The following is an 18,449-nucleotide window of genomic DNA, read 5'->3' as shown; positions in this document are numbered from 1 at the left end:
CTCCCTCGAGGGAGGACGGGGCGTTCGACTGCCGAGGTACCGCATCTGCTCGTGGCTCTGTGTTGTCGCGTTGTCATGATTGTCATCCGGGGCCCGGATCCGGTCGGTAATTGCTTTCTCCCTTGACTTTCGGAACATCGGAGTCGTATTCGATGTGGGCTCGTGCCCTCGGGAACCGAGGTAGGTGACAAGTTGAAAGATCCGAGATTCCTTCCAGGTTCGGAATCATCGTCACTGCCGAGTGAGCGTATCTCCGACTTCATGCTCAGCCACGGTATTCCGCTTCGGGTAGATGAACAGCGCTGGATGGGGCCGCGCCGACCCATTGTCCGTGCGCTCACCGTTTCGGCACAGCGACTCCGATCTCCGGTACCTGCAGGGTATTTCGGAGGAAGTCGAGCTTCGGTGCGGACGCTACGGCACAACAGATTATCGGACAGCTTCGTTCCAACCGTCAGATTCTGGCAGCGGCGTCGCGTCCTGCGATACGGCCGAATGCCAAGGCATCCCCGATGTGGAACCCGCCGTCCTTGCGCCAGCTGTAACTGGAGCTGATTTCACCTGCGGCGTAGAGACCGTCGATGACTTCGCCATGGGTGTCGAGAACACGGGCACGACCGTCGCGTCGTGGCCCACCATTGGTCCAGCCCAACAAGGGGGTGATCCTCAGCGCGTAGAACGGAGCGTGGGTAACGGATCCGAGTTTGTCCGGGTTCCGCCCGAAGTGCTCGTCACGTCCTTGCGTGCATGCTGCGTTGTACAGGTCGACGGAGTGTTCCAGCGCGTCGGCGTCCAGCCCGACCAGGTCGGCCAGTGCAGCGAGTGAATCCGCGCGCTCTATCCAGCCCCTCTCGATCTCCGCACCGTTGTCTGCGCTCCAGCGGGAGCCGTTCATGAGAAGGTTCCATCCCACCGGCAGGACGTCAGGTGCCGGGCTCAGTGGTCCAACTGTGCGCATCTGCTCGTCGAAAATCAAGTAGAAAGGTCGTAGTGGGAACAGTTCGTAGGAACCCCCACGCAGAACGTGGCCGTGGAACGGCTCGGCGGTCTCGTCCAGGAATCGACGGCCGTCGTCACCCACCCACAGGTAGTTGTGTGCGTTCCACAACGCAAGATAGTGGCCGGTGCCATCGTCTCCGCGAACTCCGGTGATGGTCATCATGTTTCCCATGTGCCACAGGTCGGCGCCGACCGCTTGTGCCATCTTGTGACCGTCGCCGGTCGATGCGGGCGACCCCCACAACACGTGATCCTCGACCCGCAGATAATCACGCACCATGTCCGGGTCGGCTTGAAAACCCCCGGTCGCCAGCACGACGCCGCCGCGCGCACCGATGCACCTGGGATCGTCCGCGCCGTGCACCTCGATGCCGACGACATCGCCGTTGTCGACGATCAGGTGGGTGGCCGGTGTCTCGAACCGGGTTTGGATTCCTCGCTGCGTCAGTGTGGTCTTCAGGAACTCGTACAGTGGCCCGTTGCCCATTCGTCCTGCGATGGTGTCCATCCCGCCGTAGCAGTCGCTGCCCTCGACGGCGAGATACTCGGGCTCGGTGTGGTAGTCGCTGCTCGTTGCGACGTCGGCTCCGAGTTCTTTCAGCCAGGTCGAAATCTGGGCTGTTTCTCTCGCCCAAGCGTCGACGACGTCGTCTGCAACCGGGAAAGGACCGTTGAGTGCGCGAAGGAACGTCCGCGCGCGGGCCGGATCGCGGTTGACCCACCAGCCTCCCCCCGGAAACGCGGGTGCTTCCGCCAGCATCGTTCTCATCGCACTTCTCCACCACAAGGACATCGCTGCCGGCCTGGTGTTCTGCAAGAGCTGCGGCAGAGCCCGCCGCCCCGGACCCTACGACTACGACGTCGAACACTTCGTCGAACTTCTCGACACTCACGCGCGTCCTCACCTTCTCCGGTCGACATCCACTGCGTACCTATGTGACGTAGATCATGTTGGGAGCCGAGCGGGTATGCGCGAGATTCTCCGTCCAGCGGAACGGTCTTCCGATGATGTGAAGGCGAGAAACGGGTTCGGTCCCTGTTCGGCGTCGTCCGTTACAGCCACTCCACGGGGACCTGCAACGCCTGGCGGCGTGCAGAGGTAGGGCGTCGGTAGGACGCGTGCGCAATGCTCGCGTCGTGTACCGCGTCAACGGGACTCGGTCTTTCGGCATCAGCCGACCCGGCGAGTTCAGTGATCTCGCCGGGTCGGATCATGCATCTCATAGGGTCGGAGGTTATGACCGGGTGGGATCCATGAATTGTCGGCCGACTTGTGGGCCTGCATCGATGGGGTGCAGGCCCACAAGCTGCGTCTCGGTCCGGTGCGTCAGTTGCTGCTGCCGAAGGCCGGCAGTCCGAGTTCCGGAACCAGGGGAGCGGGAACCTCGGTGGGAACGGTGACGACGCTGGAAGACTGCTGGACCGCGAATGCGGTCAGGGGGAACAGAGCAAGAATATCGCCGATGCCGGGGTAGTCCGAAGCCCACATCGCGGTGCTGTCGGCGTTGACGCAAGTCGCCAGCGCGACGTAGGAGCCGTCGGGTACTTCGGTGACGGTCTGCGTGGTGGTCCCGGGCTGGACCTGGCCCGAGGCGTACAGCGTCTGACCGGGGCCGGTGACCTCCGAGAGGGGAGGCAACACCCCGCCCGGGGCGGGGGCGAGTGAGGTCGTGCACGTCAACACGCCGCCGGTGGTGTTGGTGATCGTGTTGGTCACGTTCGTGCCGTCGACGCCGAAGGCGTAACCGACTTCGCCGGCGTCGGCGGCAGACCCGATGGCAGGGGCGGCCACAGCGAAGGCAGCAACGGCGGCGGTGAGTACAGCAGTACGGATGCTCGATCGCATCGAGGCTCCTGACAGTCGAAGGGAGAGGGTACTGATGTGATCTTGCTGGAGATGCGACCGGTCGGCATGTTCTGACGTTCAGGGCCGCCGATGTCCTCTCGATGATGAGGCATACGACTACAACGGTGCCCAGCCGGGGAGGTCTCGAAGTCGGGAAGCGCTGAGGGTGCCGTCCGACCGCACAGGAAGAGGCGAGTGGCCACTCCGGAACGGTCGGTTAATTGTGATTAACTTTCTGGTTATGAGTGAACGTTACCCGTTACCCGACCTCGCGGATCTGCCCGAGGACATCGTCGAGCGCATCCTCGAGGTGCAGGACAAGTCGGGGTTCGTCCCGAACGTATTCCTGGCCTTCGCACGTCGTCCCGCAGAGTGGCGAGCATTCTTCGCCTACCACGACGCGATCATGCTGCGTGAGGAGTCGGGACTGACGAAGGGCGATCGCGAGATGATAGTGACCACGATCTCCGCGGCGAACAAATGTCTGTACTGCGTCGTCGCTCACGGAGCAATTCTCCGGATCTACGAGAAGAAGCCGACCGTTGCCGAGCAGGTAGCAACGAACTACCGCATCGCCGAGATCACGCCGCGTCAGCGTGCGATGCTCGATTTCGCCAGCAAGGTCAACACTCGCTCGCACGAGATCTGCAACGAGGACTTCGAAGCGCTGCATGCACACGGCTTCACTGACGAAGACGCATGGGACATCACGGCGATCACTGCGTTCTTCGGGTTGAGTAACCGCATGGCGAGCGTGGCGGGAATGATGCCCAACGTCGAGTTCTACACGATGGGGCGCACGCCTCGGGCCTGACGGGCGTACGCCCCGGCGTGTACGTCTCGAGACAGCCCTCGCGTGGTGTTCGGGTCCGGTGGCCGACCTCGTGTCGGAACGCTGTGCAGAACGCCCGGGCGTCCGGCGCTGAATGGGAAGGCAGTCGGCACCTGCTCCGGGAACGGGGTTGCGCTACGGCCCGACGGTGATCGGATCGAGGACTGCCACCGCCGCGTGAACCTGCGGCCACAATGTCTTTCGACATGTGCTGTGGGGTCACGCAGCGATGGCCGGGGACGGTTAGGCGGTGACGGTTTCGGTGCACACGGTGAAGCGGCGTTCGGTATAGGTGAAGCCGCCTTCGGAGCAGGACTCGACGTCGGTGGTGTCTTCCAGGATGGCGGTGACGCGTTCGACGTTCGTGGTGGTCGGATCGGTGCACTCGACGCGTCGGGGTTCGTCCTCGCCGGTGGGGATGCTCATGCATCCGTCGACGACCCAATCGATGTCCAGGCACAGGGCGCCCTGTTCGGTGCCGTTGAGGGTTTCGTAGTACACCTGGTCGGCATCGCTGGGGCATTGGGTGTTCTGCTGCGCTTTCGCGATCACGCGATAGTTCGACTCGGCGCTGCCGCATGCCGCCGTGTCGATGGTGGCCGCGGTCATGGTTCCGCCGAGGGTGACGCAGTCGCCGATTGCTACGTCGATGTCGGTGGAGCCGCCGTCGTCTGTGCCCTGCTGACCGGCAATGATCGTGGTGGGAGTGGTGGACGCAGCAGTAGCAGAAGAGGTCTCCTCACTACCGGCCGAGCATCCGGCACTGAGCAGGACCGTAGCGCCGAGGCCTGCGATCATGAGAAGTCTTGCTCGGGGAACAGAGTCGAATCGGCGGCGAAGTAACTGCTGCATGTGTCGTCCTTACTGCGTTGATGGGCGAGACCATCCCGTAGGGGTCTCGGGGAGACCACGTTGGATTCTGATGGACAAAGAGGAAAAATAGGAAATCAGGAGCCGGAGTCGTCGACCGGACACGATCCGGCTCGTGCGCCGTGGTTTTCTCGCTGTCATCCCCGCCGGCGGCTCGCTACGAACATGGCGCTACAACCCGCGTCACATCTTGGCGTGATCCCGCCGAATTGCTCGGTCAGTTCCGGCAGTGTCAGGAAGTCGTCCTGGCTGCGGTCCCGGCGTCAGTAGAGGTTCTCGGTGAGCCACGCCGATCGATATGTGGGGTCACGCCGCCGCAGGACGCTCGGTGATGGTTCCGGCCCGGTACAACGTGACCACGCAGGCGCCGCCCAGGCCGAGATTGTGCTGCAGGCCTACGCGGGCGCCGTGGACTTGACGGGCATCTGCCTGACCACGGAGCTGCCAAGTCAATTCGGTGCACTGGGCAAGGCCGGTTGCACCGAGCGGGTGTCCTTTCGAGAGCAGGCCACCCGAGGGGTTGACGACGACCGTGCCGCCGTAAGTGGTGGCGCCGGATTCGGCGAGCTTGCCGCCCTCGCCGGGCTCGCACAGGCCCAGGCTCTCGTACGTGATGATTTCGTTGATCGCGAAGCAATCGTGCAGTTCGATCACATCGACGTCGTCGATCGTCAGGCCGGACTCGGCGAATACCTGTGCTGCAGCCGCGCGTGTCATCGGCGCACCCACTACGTCGATCATCGACCGACCGGTGAACGACTCGGCGGTGTCGGTCGTCAATGCCTGGGCCACGATCTCCACAGCCTGGGCTTCGAGGCCGTGCTTGCGCACGAAGGCTTCGCTGGCGATGACAGCTGCTGCTGCACCGTCCGAGGTCGGCGAGCACTGCGAGCGTGTCAGTGGGTCGTGGATCATCTTGTCGCTCAAGACTTGCGCTAGCGTGTACTCGTCGCGGAACTGCGCGTACGGGTTGTTCACGGAGTGCTTGTGGTTCTTGACCGCCACTGAGGCGATTTGTTCGGCGGTGGTGCCGTGGCGTTCCATGTGCTCGACTGCGGCATTGCCGAACAGTTGTGCTGTCATGGGGCCGTGGCCCCATTCGTACTTGGCGGCCATCACCTTCAGGTGATCGTCGAGTGTGGTGACCTCGGGCATGGTGCCGTCGCCGACGAGTGACTGCTTCGTCATCTTCTCGAAACCGACTGCGAGCGCGACATCGACGATTCCGGCCTGCACCCACTCCCGGCCCATCATCAGCGCCGAGGATCCGGTGGCGCAGTTGTTGTTGACGTTGACGACCGGAATCCCCGTCAATCCGGTGTCGTACAGTGCACGCTGGCCCGCCGTGGACGGTTGAAAGACGTAGCCGACTGCGGCGCGCTGAACCTGCGCGTACGTGATTCCGGCGTCGGCCAGAGCGGTACCCACTGCCTCCGACACCATGTCCGGGTACTCCCAATCCGAGACTCGATCTTCTCGAACTTCGTCATTCCTACACCGACGACGAACGTGCGGTTACTCATTCCGATACCACTTTCATTGTTCCGGGTCGCGCGGTAGGTCGAGCGACCGCCTATCGAGAGTTCTTGACGCCGAGAGCAAGCCCGATCGCAATAACACAGGCGAGGGCGAGCATGGTGCAGACCGCACCGAGCGCGGCCACCGTCGGTGTCGACGTTCCTGGAAGCACCAGGGAGGCGAGTACGAGCGTGGCGACCGAGGTGCCTACAGCGGACGCCGCGGTGCGCAGCACCGACTGACTGCCGGTCATCTCGCTGGTGTTGTGCTCCGGGACGAATTCGACGAGCAGGTTCGGCAGCGCCGTGTATGCGAAGGCCGTTGCCACGGAACTGGCCACGACCAGCAGAGTCATGCCGATAACCGAACCGCGTAAGAAGAAGAATCCAGCGCACGCGATCCCGAACAGGGCGCTGCCGAGCAGCAGCGATGATCGGGCCCCGACCGCGCCGGCGATCTTGCCGGCTACGGGGGTGAATGCCATGCCGATCATTGCACCTCCGAACGAGAGCATTCCGGCGTAGGTGGGGGAAAGCCCGAGGCCGAACGGAGCGGAGGTCGGTGACTGCATGATGATCGGGATCAGCATGCTGGTGACGCCGATCGGGCCGACGCCGAGGACGAATGCCGCCCCCATCGTGAGGACTACGTTGCGTTCGGCCAGAAGGCGCAGGTTGATGATGGGCGAGGTGCGGCCCAACTCCCACCACGCCCACCATACGAGAATCGCGGTGCCGACAACGATCAGTGCCGGCACGCGGATGTCGTCCCAGCCCCAGGCGCGGCTCTGCGTGAGACCGAGCAGGATGGTGGCCACCGACACTGCCAATCCGACTGCACCGACGAGATCGACGTCCTGTCGCTGACGGACACGCCGGCGCCAGGGCAACACGGCTTCGACCAGGACGATACACACGAGCGCATAGACAGTTGTGACGACGAAGATGTAACGCCAGTCCCCGAGGTCGATCAATATACCTGCGAAGAGCACCGAGGCTGCACCGGCCGAGACGGCGGAACCGGCGATCAACGCGATGGCCATCGGCACCTTGGATGCGGGTAGATGTTCTCGCGCCAAACCGATGCACAGGGGCAGGACGGCCCCGGCCACGCCCTGTATCGCGCGGCCGACGATGATGGCCTCGAGTGTCCCGAACGCCATGCTGACGATCGAACCTGCTGCAGCAGCGAACAATACGACGAGAAGCACGCGTTCCCGGCCGTACATGTCACCGAGCCGTCCACACACCGCGGCTGACGCTGCAGCGACCAGCAGGAAGGCCGTGACGGTCCATCCCAGCGCCGAGGCGTCCGCTTCGAAGATACGGGCGAGAGTGGGCAATGCCGCATACATCATCGATGCTTCGAAGGCGCTGATCACTTCCACAGCGATCAGTACGGTCACGATCACCCAGATCGGCCGGGTCCGCTCGTAGCGACGGTCGGCACGGTTCGCCGAGCCGTCCTGGGTTGTCATTGTGGTGCGCATGAAACTCCTATGCGTGGGGTCCGGCTTACATGGCCTGGGATGGCCGGACGTTGTGCACCGTTCGCAGCGTCCGTTGTTCGTTGCTCGAGCCTGTGGTCAGTTTCGCCCCGCTTCGAGGGTTGCCTTGGCCCAGCGATAATCGGCCTTGCCTGCGGGCGAGCGGACGATCGTCTCCACTGCGACGACTGTGCGGGGCGCCTTGTAGCGGGCGACCTGGGTCGTCACATGGGCGATCAGTTCCTCGAGGTCCGGCACCTGGTGGCCTTCGCGCGGCTGGACGACCGCACCGACCTGCTGTCCGTACCGCTGGTCGTCGATGCCTGCGACGAGGGCGTCCATCACCGCCGGATGGCTCTTGATCGCCATCTCGACCTCTTCCGGGTACACCTTCTCGCCACCGGTGTTGATGCACATCGATCCTCGGCCGAGCAGGACGATGGTGCCGTCGGTCTCGACCCTGCCCATATCGCCGAGGATCGACATTCGCACCCCGTCCACCACAGGGAACGTGGCGGCGGTCTTCTCGGGATCGCCCCAGTACCCGAGCGGGACGTTGCCCGACCGGGCGATGTGCCCGACCTCGCCGGAACCTGCTGCGACCGGACGCATCCTGTCGTCGACGACCCGCACGGTCGGCTTTGCGCAGATCCGCATCAGCCCGTCGGCCCCGATCTCGAGGTTGCCGTCGACCCCGGACTCCGACGCTCCGAAGCCGTCCCGCACAGTCAGGTGCGGCAGTAACGCGACCAATTGTTCACGCACCCCTCTGGAGAACAGCGCGCCACCGGAACTGACGATCTGCAGCGAATTCAGGTCGTACGCGGTGCCGTTCTCGGCGATGGCGTCGGCCAGTGGGCGCGCCATGGCGTCACCCACGACCGTCAGCGTCATGGCGCGTTCACGTTCGACCAGTGCCAGGGCTTCGCCTGCGTCGAACTTGGGCATCAATACGTGGGTGGTGCCCAAGCAGAAAGCGGTGAACAGCGAGTACAGCGCGGCGCCGTGGATCAGCGGCGCGGTCAGCACCCAGGTCATCTCCTGGATGTGCGGGACCGCAGCCGCAACCTCATCAGGATCTGTGTAGGGCTCACCGAAGGGATTTCCGCCGGATAATGCTGCATGGAAGAAGTCCTCCTGTCGCCACATGACGCCCTTCGGCATTCCTGTGGTGCCGCCGGTGTAGATGATGAACAGGTCGTCGGCACTTCGGTCGGGAAATGTGCGGTCTGCCGGTTGGGCAGTGACCGCCGCGTCGAAGGTCACGACGGTGACGCGTCCCCAGTCGAGAGCTTCGATGTCCGGTTCCGCCGAGCGGACAGTTCCGGCTGCGTCGTTGCCGTCGACGAGAATCACGTGCCGCACTGTCGGCGTGTGGGGTAGCACCGCGGCGGCCGTGGCAGCGAAGTCGCGGTCGGCGACTACTGCGACGAGTTCGGCGTTGTCGAACAGATAGCGCAGCTCTGCGTCGACGTAGCGATAGTTGACGTTCACCGGGACTGCCCGAATTTTCAGGCATGCGAGCAGCGCCTCGACGAACTCGATGCTGTTGCGCATGTACATGCCGACATGGTCGCCGGCGGCGACTCCTTCGGAGGCAAGGTGATGTGCCAATCGGTTGGCGCCGTTCTCGAGTGCGCGGTAGGTCAGGCGCGTGTCACCACACACGAGGGCGGTGCGATCGGGGACGGCATCCGCAGCAGCTTCGAACAGATCTGCAAGATTTATTGGCATCGAAATCCCTTCTGAAACAGCATGATTCGGTGTGCAGACGGTCCCATGTCGGTGTGTCGTGGTTTGCGTCACTCCCGTTCAATGGGATCTGCTTTGCTGCAGGAGATTTCATGAACGACACGGCGCGTAAGCGTCCGATACGCGTAGAGGGCACTCAATTCGAAACGAGCTCGATGCGCCCGAACGGTCGCGCCACTTTCGGTCATCCCGCCGAATCGGTGTGCGGGAGCGGGATCGCCATGCTGCGCCGGGCTGGAACTGACGGGTGGCCACGCCACCGCCTCTGGTGACCACGGTGGAGATGGGCGATCTCCTCAGCAATCGGACCGGATCTCGTCGCCGGCCAGCACTGCTGATACGAAGGCGGATGCGTCGTCGAACGATGCGTCCATCACCGCGCGGTGGTCGGCGTCGTCGTATGTCAGGTACTGCACCGGCGCACCCTTACCGCACAACTCCTTCACCAGGACATCGGTCTGGGATGTGGTGATGGTGGTGTCCGCAGCGCCCTGGAGGACCAACAGTGGTACAGCAGGGGTCGCGTTTCTCGGCTCCTGCCGATCCAGATAGTCGGTCCATGGCCCCAGATCGGCGCCGGCCCGGATCACCGAGTCCACCTGAATATCGCCGACGGCTGACCGAACGTCGGTCATGCACCCGGTCCGGGCTGCCCGTAGCAGCGGTTCGGCCGCCGGCGTGACGATCTGGTCGGGCACGACGGCCGGGTCCGCGGCCGCGGAGCCGAGCAAGATGAGTGGCAGGAAGCCGAGTACCGGTTGCATTGCCTGATTTCCGGTGCTGAGGTACTGCGGGGTCTGGCTCAGCCCACTGCCCGGGGCCATCGACACCGATCCGACCAACTCCAACTCCGCTCCTCGCTTCGTTCCCAAGTCCGAGGCGCTGATCGCGGCGGCACCGCCTTGGCTGTGTCCCACTGCAACCCACCGCGTTCCGACCGACTCGTCCAGCTGCCGCGCAGCCAGCACGATGTCGGTCAACGCATTGACCTCCGACTGTGCATTCAGGTAGGTGTGGTCGCCGGGGGTCCCCATGCCTTCGTAGTCGGTGCGGACCACCGCATATCCCTGCTCCAGCCAGCGACCCAGCAACGGTATCGTTCGAGAGAGGTAGTCGTGGGCGGCGCCGTCGACGGTATCCCCGGATGGGGCGCACGTGTCCGCGATGCCGGTGGTGCCGTGCGCCCAGCTGATCACCGGCCAGCCGCCGTCCGGCGGGGTGCCTTTCGGGACTGCGATCGTCCCGGAGACGACGATCCGTTTGCCTTCATCGTTCTCCGAGGCGTAGGTGATCACCTCGTTTCGGGCGGCACTGGGCAGCGCGGCGGCGTTGGTGAGCGGGGCGGACGAGAGCACGTCACCGGGTTTCGGTGTGGCTGCGGAGGTGTCGGCGCTGCTCGACGAGCAGGCGGTGAGTGCGGCCGCGGCGACCACGAGTCCCCCGAGCATGCGGGACGGGAGGATGAATTTATTCTGGCGCACGGTACCTCCGAGGTGACAACATGGATCGTAGATTGAGAAGGGTTTCTTAATACCGTGTTATCTGCATCACCGTCAAGTGGCAAGGGCTCGTTGATCGCAGCCGCCGAGCAACTGGTCGCCGAACGTGGCCTATACGGTGTCCGCGCCAGCGAAGTCGTCAAAGCCGCCGGACACAAGAACAATTCGGCTATCACCTACCACTTCGGATCGTGGCAGAAGCTACTCGAGGCAGTCTGGCAGCGGCACGCCGAACCCATCAATGCCGAGCGGGCAGCCATGATCGCTCACGCCGTCGACCGCGGCGCTTACGACCTTCCTGCGATGGTCGAGGCGTACGTGCGGCCCCTCGTCGCGGAAGTCGGACGCAACAAGCCGAGCTACTGGGCGCGATTCAACGAGCAGTGGGTCGCCACGATCGCGATGGACATTTTCAACCTCGACGAGGCGACGGTGGCCCGGCAACCGTCCACCGAATCCACGACCGTGTTGCACAACCTCTTCCTCGACATCGTCGACGTCCTCACCCACCTCGACTACCCGGACCGCACCCGGCGGGTAGCGATGATGGGGCGGTTCGTCGTTACGACACTGGCAGCGTGGGAACGAGAGGGCGAGACAGCTCTGCCGCTCGAGAAGGTCGAACGCGAGTTGATCAGTGTCGCGCTCGCGCTGCTTCAAGCGCCGTAGCTCGTGTCTCGAGGGTCGCTCTGAGCCGACAAGGCATACGGAACCTTGCGACCTCGGTCGGAGCTGGTTGTCGCCGATGTCCCGATCCTCTGGCGACCGGGCTCGGCTGATTCGGCGCCGTCGCTGCCGCCTGCGGACGCCCGGATCGATGTGTAGTTGTGGAGGTCGAATGTGCGGGTGCGTAGCCGGTAGCGCCATACGGGCCCCGGCGGCAGGGAGCGGTTGATTCGTTCGCGGTCGAGATACCAGCTGCGGCAGCCGCCTCGGGTCCAGATCTTCTGCAGGCTGACCCCGTGTCGGCCGGGATGGGCAATCGCATCGAAGCGGCGGAAACGTGGAATCGAGTGGCGTGGACGAGCACGTCGATCTCGTGCCGGCGGCCGTCTGCGGTGCGGACGGTGTCTGCTGCGAGTTCTGTGATGGGGGAAGTAACAAGGGTGGTGGTGGGATGGCACAGGGCGGGATAGAACGTGTCGGAGGAGATGATGCGTGTGCAGCCGATTCGGTACGAGGGCGTCAGCGCTCGGCGCAGGACGGGGGTCGGGTATCCGGGCGTGTAGGTGACGCAAGGCCGCGCCTCGAGGGCGGCGCGGCGACGTGTCGAGCGGATCAGGGTGGGGGAGGAGTACCTCGTTGCGCCAGTATTCGACGGTCCGGCGTGCGCGGTAGGGCGGCACTCGGGTACGCGCTCGGGGCATGACACCGGTGGGGGTGCGTCGAACACCGTGGTCCGCCAGGCGTGGTCGATGAGGGCGGGGACGAGTTGGCCGGCACTCGCGCCGGTGCCGATGACGCCGACGCGGGCGCTCGGCAGGTCGAGGTCGTGGTTCCAGCGGGCGATGTGCAGGACCGGACCGGCGAAGGAGCCGGGTAGGCGTGGGATATACGGGACGTTCGGTGCTCCGGTCGCCGGGAGAAGGAAGTGGGCTCAGACCGCACCTGGGAGTTGCTTCGAGCTGCGGCTTCCCGTGGTCTTACTTGCGGATGGCGGGGGTGAACTCGACCATGTCTCGGCCGACCGCTGCAGCCGGGGCGTTTTCCGCAATGTGACCGCGTAGGGTTCGTGCGAACTCGGCCGCGTTGCCTGCCCGGAGATGGTCGACGAGGGTGGCGTGCTCGGCGATGATGTCGGCGCAGCGCGTGAGCAAGTGCTCACCCGAGGCGAAGAGCACGAACCGGTGCCGGTCGGAAAGCTGGTCGTAGAGCTCGAGCAGGACGCTGTTGCCTCCTGCCTCCACGAACCCGCGGTGGAACCGGAGTGTGAGGTCGATAAATCGACGAACGTCCTTGTCGGCGAAGGCGGCGCGTTGCTCGTCGAGGGAGTGTTCGAGGCGTTCGGCCAGGCGCTGGCGCAGTTCGCCGGAGGCTCGGTCCACCGCCGTCGTCTCGAGGACGAACCGGGCATCGGCGAGTTCGGCGACGGTCCGTTCGCTCACTCCTTGCACCAAGGCGCCACGTTTGGGGTAGATGGCGATCCATCCCTCGTCCTGAAGACGCGCAAGTGCGACACGCACGGGTGTACGGCTGACTCCCAGATCGGCTGCAAGAGTGTTTTCGCCGAGCATGGTGCCGGGGGCGTGGGTGCCGTCGAGGATGCGATCGCGGATCACCTGATAGGCACGCTCGGAGGCGCTGAGGCTCTCGCTCGGGCCGGCGGTCATCGTGGTCTCCTCGTCCTCGACTCGAATCCGAGGTGGATTCATCTGGGACTGTCGAGCGTAGCGATCGGAAGCGTCCGGCTCGGCGGTGCATGTGCTGGCAACGGATTCGACTGTCGCCGCGCCCGGGAGGTCCGTGTGGCAGCGCAGATCATGTGCGTGTTGATCTTCCGGTTCCGCTTCCTCGCCCAGGCGGGGCGGTTGCCGATGGGTGGAGAAGACGGTTCACTGCTGTACCCGCTCGAGGAGGTGTTCGCCGGTGGCGGGTGGTGTTGCTCTGCCGGGCCATGTCATGAGCGGCACCGCTCTGACGGCGAACGCCAGAGTAATGAGCAGAACTGCGGTAGCCATGAGGTTGATCCACAGGAATCCGCCCATCGCCAACACCGTGCCGGCCATGGCCGCCATCAGTGCCCCGCCCAGGTTCATCGCGGAGTCGGAGGCGCCCTGCAGCGTGACCTTCGCATGCGGCGGCACCGAGGCGGTCAGCAACGCCGAGCCGCCGATGAGGAACATCGACCACCCCACTCCGAGAAGCAGCAACGCGGTGGTCAGTAGTGGCATCGATGACACCGGAGCCAGGGCGTCGACGACGCCGAGTGCGATCGTCGCGACGAAGACGACGACCCCGGCTGCGATCACGGTTCCCGGTCCCCAGCGGTCGGACATCCATCCGAAGATCGGTGAGAGCGCGTACATTCCGGCAATATGGATACTCACCACGAGGCCGATGGCTCCGAGGTCGAATTGCTGATGATGCATGTGCACCGGTGTCATCACCATTACGTTCGTCATCATCATCTGACCGGTGACGATCGTGACGACCCCAAACAGCGGAACCGGCCGCGCCGCAACGAAACGCAGTGCCGCCATGAGGCCGAGCGGTGCCGGGGTATCGATGGTCGTGTCGCTGACTGCAGCGCGGTCATCGGCTCCGTCGTTGTCCCTGGCGGTCCGGTTCGACTGTGTGGTGCTTGCATGGGGCGCGCTTGCCAGGGTCGATGCGACCAGAGCTGCGAGGGCGAAAGCGGCCATCGAGATCAGGTAGGGGCCCGCCAGCGGATGCATTCCGAGTGCTTCGCCCAGATGTGCGCCGGGGCCGGTGAAGTTCGGACCCAGCACGGAACCGATGGTCGTTGCCCAGACCACCAGGGACATCGCCCGCCCGGTGGCCGTGGGACCGGCCACGTCGACAGCGGCGTACCGGGCCTGCAGACCAGCCGCAGTCGCCGATCCGCACAGCATCATTCCCAGCATGAACAGTGGCAGGAGCTCTGTCGCCACGGCCACGAGCACCACCGAGGCGCCGAGCGTGCCGATCCCGAACCCGAGGGTCAGGGCTCTGCGTCGTCCGGTGCGTGCTGCGAGGGCCGCCAACGGGTAGGCGATCAGCCCGGCGCCGAGGATTACGCTCATCTGTGCGAATCCGGCCATCGCGGTCCGCCCCGTGATCTGTTCGGCAAGCAACCCGCCGACGGCGTAGCCGGATGCGATTCCGGCTCCGGAGAACAACTGTGCGGTGATCAGCTTGGCCTGCGTCACCGCGTGTGGAGGCATCGGCACTGCACGGTCCTTTCGGGTTCGGCCGGCCCGCTGAGGCGGCATGGTTGCCGGAATAACGTGCTGGGGCGCACGGAGGTCGGTCCTCGTGCCGTTCGGTGTGTGATGGAGCCCGCGTTCCTCGATCCAAACTAGAATACATCTTGGATACAAGAAGGCAAGGGCGACTCCTGTTCCGGCGATCGCGGCGGCTGTCGAGTAGTGCCGTCGGCGGCCGCAGGTGCGGTGGTCACGGAGATCACCGGCGGAGCCACAACTCGATCCGCACGCCCGGAGCGCGTTGATCTCACTCGGCTGGACCGCGGCAGATACGCAGGAGAGGCCGGTCGTGGACTGGGTCCCCCAGTCCCGACTGCGCACCACGGTGCTGCAAGCAAGTCCGACGACCTGATCGAGGTGTTCACCGATATTGCCTCGCTGGTGAATGCGCTGACCATCGATCCGCGACGGGAGCGGATACCCGGCGGGACTCTTCGATCCGGGATGTGAGGCAGGGCGTCAGTACGATGCGCGCCCACCGCTTGCGTCGTACACGGCACCGGTAGAAAAGCTCAGAGCGTTCGACGACAACCAGGCGACGAGTTCGGCGATCTCCTCGGGTCGGCCCATACGTCCCATCGGGGTCAGACTTTGGGAGCGGGCGAGGATTGCCGGGTCGGTGCCGGTGTTCATCGGGCTTTCGACGGCGGCGGGTGCTACGACGTTGGCGAGGACGCCTGTCGTGGCGAGTTCTTTGCCGAGCGATTTGGTCAGCGCGATCACGGCTGCTTTCGATGCAGAGTAGGCGCTTTGATTGGGGTTGCCGTCCTTGGCTGCGATGCTGGCAAGGTTCACGATGCGTCCCCACCCGGTGTCGACCATGCTGGGGACGAAGGCGCGGCATATGAGGAAGGTGCCGTCCACGTTGACGCGGAAGGTGCGGTGCCAGTCTGCAAGTTCGGTGAGGGTCACCGGTGTCGACGGGCCGACGATTCCTGCGCTGTTGACGAGGATGTCGACATGGCCGACTCGGGCTCGAAGTTGCGCGACGGATTCGGCGTCGCCGACGTCGACGTGCTCGTCCGCGTCGGGAGACAGGTCGGCGGTGATGACACGAATGCCTGTCTCGGACAGTATTTTTGCGCACGCGGCCCCTATGCCACTGGCGCCGCCGGTGACGAGTGCTCGGGCGCCCTCGGGGTAGGTGATCATCGGCTTCTCCTCGTGGATTGTGTGGGAATCGAGCACACATTATGTGTAAAAACAGCTTAATTTTGGTCATACTGTGATTGAAATTGATATACGGCTGCGGGGCGCACGTCAACCCGCGGAAGGAGACGAGTCGTGGAGATCCGCTGGTTGCAGGCGTTCGTGGCGGTGGCGGAAGAGTTGCACTTCGGGCGCGCGGCCCAGCGTCTGCAGATGGCGCAATCCCCACTGAGCCAGACCGTGCGAAAGCTCGAGAAAGACCTGGAAGTGACGCTCTTCGAGCGTAATACGCGAAGCGTGGCACTGACTGCAGGCGGACACGCCTTTCTCCCTCACGCGTATCACATCCTCGAAAGCGTCGAAACGGCACGACAGGCTGCTCGGGCGTCCGCTGGTGGGGTCTACGGGCATATCAAGATCGGGTTCACCGGTGTGCTCAACCATCTGTCGTTGCCACCGCTGACCCGCGCATTGAGACAGCGCTACCCCGATATCGAACTCACTCTCGTCGGCCGCATCATGACCCGTGATGCTGTGGCCCAGCTGGAAAGTGGGGCGCTCGACCTTGCGTTCGTCGGGTTGCCGGTGCAGTCCTCTGCGGTAGCGACTCGTTTGATTCGCCGTGAGCCGTTCGGCGTGGTGCTTCCGGCTGATCATCTGTTGGCGAACCGCGACGAGATCGAGTTGCACGAACTGGCGGACGAAGGGTTCGTCACCACGCCACTGTCGGCCGGTTCATCGTTGCAGGAAGTTGCGATGAAGGCGTGCGTCGATGCCGGATTTCGTCCGCGGGTGGTGCAGGAGATCACCGATCCGTACATGATCCTGCTGCTCGTCTCGACCGGTGTCGGGGTTGCCCTGATGACCTCCGGAATCGCGCCGATCGCCCCGCCCGGCACGGTGTTCGTGCCGCTGGCGGGTGAGCCGGTCTACATGCAGCACGGTCTGGGGTGGTCTGCCAAGCGGGTGTCGCCGGCTCTGCAGGTGGCGCTCGAACTCGCCGAGGAAATCCTCCCCACCCCGATTGAGACGTAGATCGTCTTTTTGAAAGACATTATTGGTGTTGGACGGCACATAGTTCGGCGTGACAACCTCGATTCGTCCCGGCGAGTGTGAGGGCCGTCTCGTACCGGTCGCCTCCGTGTTCGTCGGATTCTGGGACGAAAGGACCCCCATGACGAACAGTCACGTTGCACGCCCGGACGGGCACCGGAACGCCAACGCCCGCCGGGCAGCCGTCTCCGGGTTTCTCGGCAGCACCCTCGAGTACTACGACTTCTTCATCTACGGCTCTGCTGCGGCACTGGTCTTCGGCCACATCTTCTTCCCCGGCGGGGGAGCCACCGCGACCCTGCTGTCGATCAGCACGCTCGGCGTCGCCTATGTGGCCCGCCCGCTCGGCGCGGTGCTGTGGGGGCATTGGGGCGACAAATTCGGCCGACGGAACGCCTTGCTCGCCTGTCTCCTCATGATGGGCGTCTCGACATTCATCATCGGCTGTCTGCCCACCTACGATCAGATCGGCATGGCCGCACCGGTAATCCTGGTGCTGCTTCGGCTGCTGCAGGGCCTGTCGGCCGGTGGCGAATCCCCAGGGTCGTCGTCGCTCACCCTCGAACATGCTCCGGCGCGGCGTCGCGCGTTCTTCACCTCGTTCACGATGAGCGGCATCATGTTCGGCATCGTCATCTCGAGCTTGGTGTTCATCCCGGTCGCCTCGCTTCCCGACGATGCGCTCTACTCGTGGGGCTGGCGAGTGCCGTTCTGGCTCAGCATTCTCGTGACCGTGGTCGCTGTGTGGTTGCGCCGCAAACTCGACGAGCCCGAGGTGTTCGAGGAGATGCAGGACAGCGGTGAGACCGCGTCGCTGCCTGTGGTGGAAATGTTCCGTTCCCACTGGCGCACGGTGATCCGCATCGGCCTGAGTGCCACCTTCGCGATGATCAACACCATCGTCAACGTCTTTGCCCTTGCTTACGCAGTCGAGGTCCAGGACATGGAACGTTCCACGATGCTGTGGGCGATCGCCGCGGCCAACTTCGTCGCGGTGCTCACCACGCCGCTCTTCGGCATCCTCGCCGACCGCATCGGCCGCAAGCCGGTCTTCGTGTTCGGCGCTCTCGGCTCCGGTGTCATGGTCTTCGCGTTCTTCTACGCGATCGGAACCGGCAGCGTGCCGATGGTGTTCGCCAGCGGAATCGTCCTCATCGGCTTCTTCTACTCGATGCCCAACGGCATATACCCCGCCTACTTCCCTGAGCAGTTCCCCGCCAAGGTCCGGTACACCGGCATGGCCGTGAGTCTCATGCTCGGTCTGCTCGTCGCCGGGTTCACTCCTGCGATCGCCCAGTTGCTTTCGGCCGGCGACACCGCCAACTGGATGCCCGTCGCGATCATGTGCATGGCTTTTGCGGCACTGTCCGCAGTCGCGGCGCAGACAGGACCCGAGACGTACCGGACACCCACCGAGGAACTCGGCGAACCGCGCCGTTCGGTACGGACAGGGCCGACCGAGAACTTCGTCCGCGCCGACGCCTGACCGTTCGATCCGCCTCGGTGCTCGATCCGGGCA

At 64.4% G+C, this 18,449-nt stretch carries 13 protein-coding genes and 2 pseudogenes; 4 read left to right on the top strand and 11 right to left on the bottom strand.

What is annotated here, in order from left to right:
- Positions 1-454 precede the first annotated feature (454 nt).
- The 3 genes and pseudogenes from ACLBYD_RS16035 to ACLBYD_RS16025 all read right to left on the bottom strand — a co-directional run bounded on the left by ACLBYD_RS16035 (position 455) and on the right by ACLBYD_RS16025 (position 2,845).
- Entirely contained in the window at positions 455-1,600 is a 1,146-nt protein-coding gene (locus tag ACLBYD_RS16035; RefSeq protein ID WP_447817238.1) for an FAD-dependent oxidoreductase, read from the bottom strand.
- Positions 1,563-1,868, bottom strand: a pseudogene (locus ACLBYD_RS16030) (FAD-dependent oxidoreductase); the annotation flags it as partial. The gene ACLBYD_RS16035 and the pseudogene ACLBYD_RS16030, both read right to left, overlap by 38 nt.
- A gap of 458 nt (positions 1,869-2,326) precedes the next feature.
- The gene (locus ACLBYD_RS16025) at positions 2,327-2,845 is read right to left on the bottom strand and encodes a hypothetical protein (protein WP_447817232.1); all 519 of its coding nucleotides are present in this window, start codon (positions 2,843-2,845) and stop codon (positions 2,327-2,329) included.
- Positions 2,846-3,086: 241 nt separating this feature from the next.
- On the opposite strand from ACLBYD_RS16025, the gene ACLBYD_RS16020 reads away from it, so the two are divergent.
- Positions 3,087-3,659 (top strand): peroxidase-related enzyme, encoded by a 573-nt coding sequence (locus tag ACLBYD_RS16020; protein ID WP_447817231.1) that lies wholly within the window; start codon positions 3,087-3,089, stop codon positions 3,657-3,659.
- Between the two features lie 261 nt (positions 3,660-3,920).
- Here the strand turns inward: ACLBYD_RS16020 and lppU are convergent, their stop codons facing one another.
- The 5 genes and pseudogenes from lppU to ACLBYD_RS15995 form a co-directional block, all read right to left on the bottom strand.
- Positions 3,921-4,475: an LppU family putative lipoprotein gene (lppU, locus tag ACLBYD_RS16015; protein ID WP_447817230.1), complete on the bottom strand. Its 555-nt coding sequence runs from the start codon at positions 4,473-4,475 to the stop codon at positions 3,921-3,923.
- Positions 4,476-4,853: 378 nt separating this feature from the next.
- Positions 4,854-6,070: pseudogene (locus tag ACLBYD_RS16010) on the bottom strand (lipid-transfer protein).
- 50 nt (positions 6,071-6,120) lie between these two features.
- Complete coding sequence (locus tag ACLBYD_RS16005; protein WP_447817229.1) at positions 6,121-7,554, bottom strand: MFS transporter; 1,434 nt, start codon at positions 7,552-7,554, stop codon at positions 6,121-6,123.
- 96 nt (positions 7,555-7,650) lie between these two features.
- Positions 7,651-9,285, bottom strand: coding sequence for an acyl-CoA synthetase (locus tag ACLBYD_RS16000; RefSeq protein ID WP_447817228.1), 1,635 nt, complete (start codon positions 9,283-9,285; stop codon positions 7,651-7,653).
- Positions 9,286-9,599: 314 nt separating this feature from the next.
- Positions 9,600-10,751, bottom strand: coding sequence for an alpha/beta hydrolase family protein (locus tag ACLBYD_RS15995; RefSeq protein ID WP_447817237.1), 1,152 nt, complete (start codon positions 10,749-10,751; stop codon positions 9,600-9,602).
- Positions 10,752-10,838: 87 nt separating this feature from the next.
- Here ACLBYD_RS15995 and ACLBYD_RS15990 point away from each other — a divergent pair, with 87 nt between their 5' ends.
- Complete coding sequence (locus ACLBYD_RS15990; RefSeq protein ID WP_447817227.1) at positions 10,839-11,471, top strand: TetR/AcrR family transcriptional regulator; 633 nt, start codon at positions 10,839-10,841, stop codon at positions 11,469-11,471.
- 974 nt (positions 11,472-12,445) lie between these two features.
- On the opposite strand, the gene ACLBYD_RS15985 is transcribed toward ACLBYD_RS15990, so the two are convergent.
- The 3 genes from ACLBYD_RS15985 to ACLBYD_RS15975 all read right to left on the bottom strand — a co-directional run bounded on the left by ACLBYD_RS15985 (position 12,446) and on the right by ACLBYD_RS15975 (position 15,880).
- Positions 12,446-13,132, bottom strand: a complete 687-nt coding sequence (locus ACLBYD_RS15985; RefSeq protein ID WP_447817226.1) for a GntR family transcriptional regulator — start codon at positions 13,130-13,132, stop codon at positions 12,446-12,448.
- A gap of 222 nt (positions 13,133-13,354) precedes the next feature.
- The gene (locus tag ACLBYD_RS15980) at positions 13,355-14,686 is read right to left on the bottom strand and encodes an MFS transporter (RefSeq protein WP_447817236.1); all 1,332 of its coding nucleotides are present in this window, start codon (positions 14,684-14,686) and stop codon (positions 13,355-13,357) included.
- A gap of 501 nt (positions 14,687-15,187) precedes the next feature.
- Positions 15,188-15,880 carry an SDR family NAD(P)-dependent oxidoreductase gene (locus ACLBYD_RS15975; RefSeq protein ID WP_447817225.1) on the bottom strand — a complete coding sequence of 231 codons (693 nt, stop codon included), beginning with the start codon at positions 15,878-15,880 and terminating at the stop codon, positions 15,188-15,190.
- A 132-nt stretch (positions 15,881-16,012) separates the two neighbouring features.
- Between ACLBYD_RS15975 and ACLBYD_RS15970 the strand changes: the two genes are divergently transcribed.
- A complete protein-coding gene (locus ACLBYD_RS15970) occupies positions 16,013-16,912 on the top strand; it encodes a LysR family transcriptional regulator (protein WP_271048009.1) in 900 nt (299 codons plus the stop codon).
- A gap of 139 nt (positions 16,913-17,051) precedes the next feature.
- The gene (locus ACLBYD_RS15965) at positions 17,052-18,416 is read left to right on the top strand and encodes an MFS transporter (protein ID WP_447817224.1); all 1,365 of its coding nucleotides are present in this window, start codon (positions 17,052-17,054) and stop codon (positions 18,414-18,416) included.
- The last annotated feature ends 33 nt before the right edge of the window (positions 18,417-18,449 follow it).

This window comes from Rhodococcus sp. C26F, from assembly GCF_053345925.1.
Note: the sequence above shows the minus strand (reverse complement) of the source record. Positions and strands in the feature narration are given on the sequence as shown.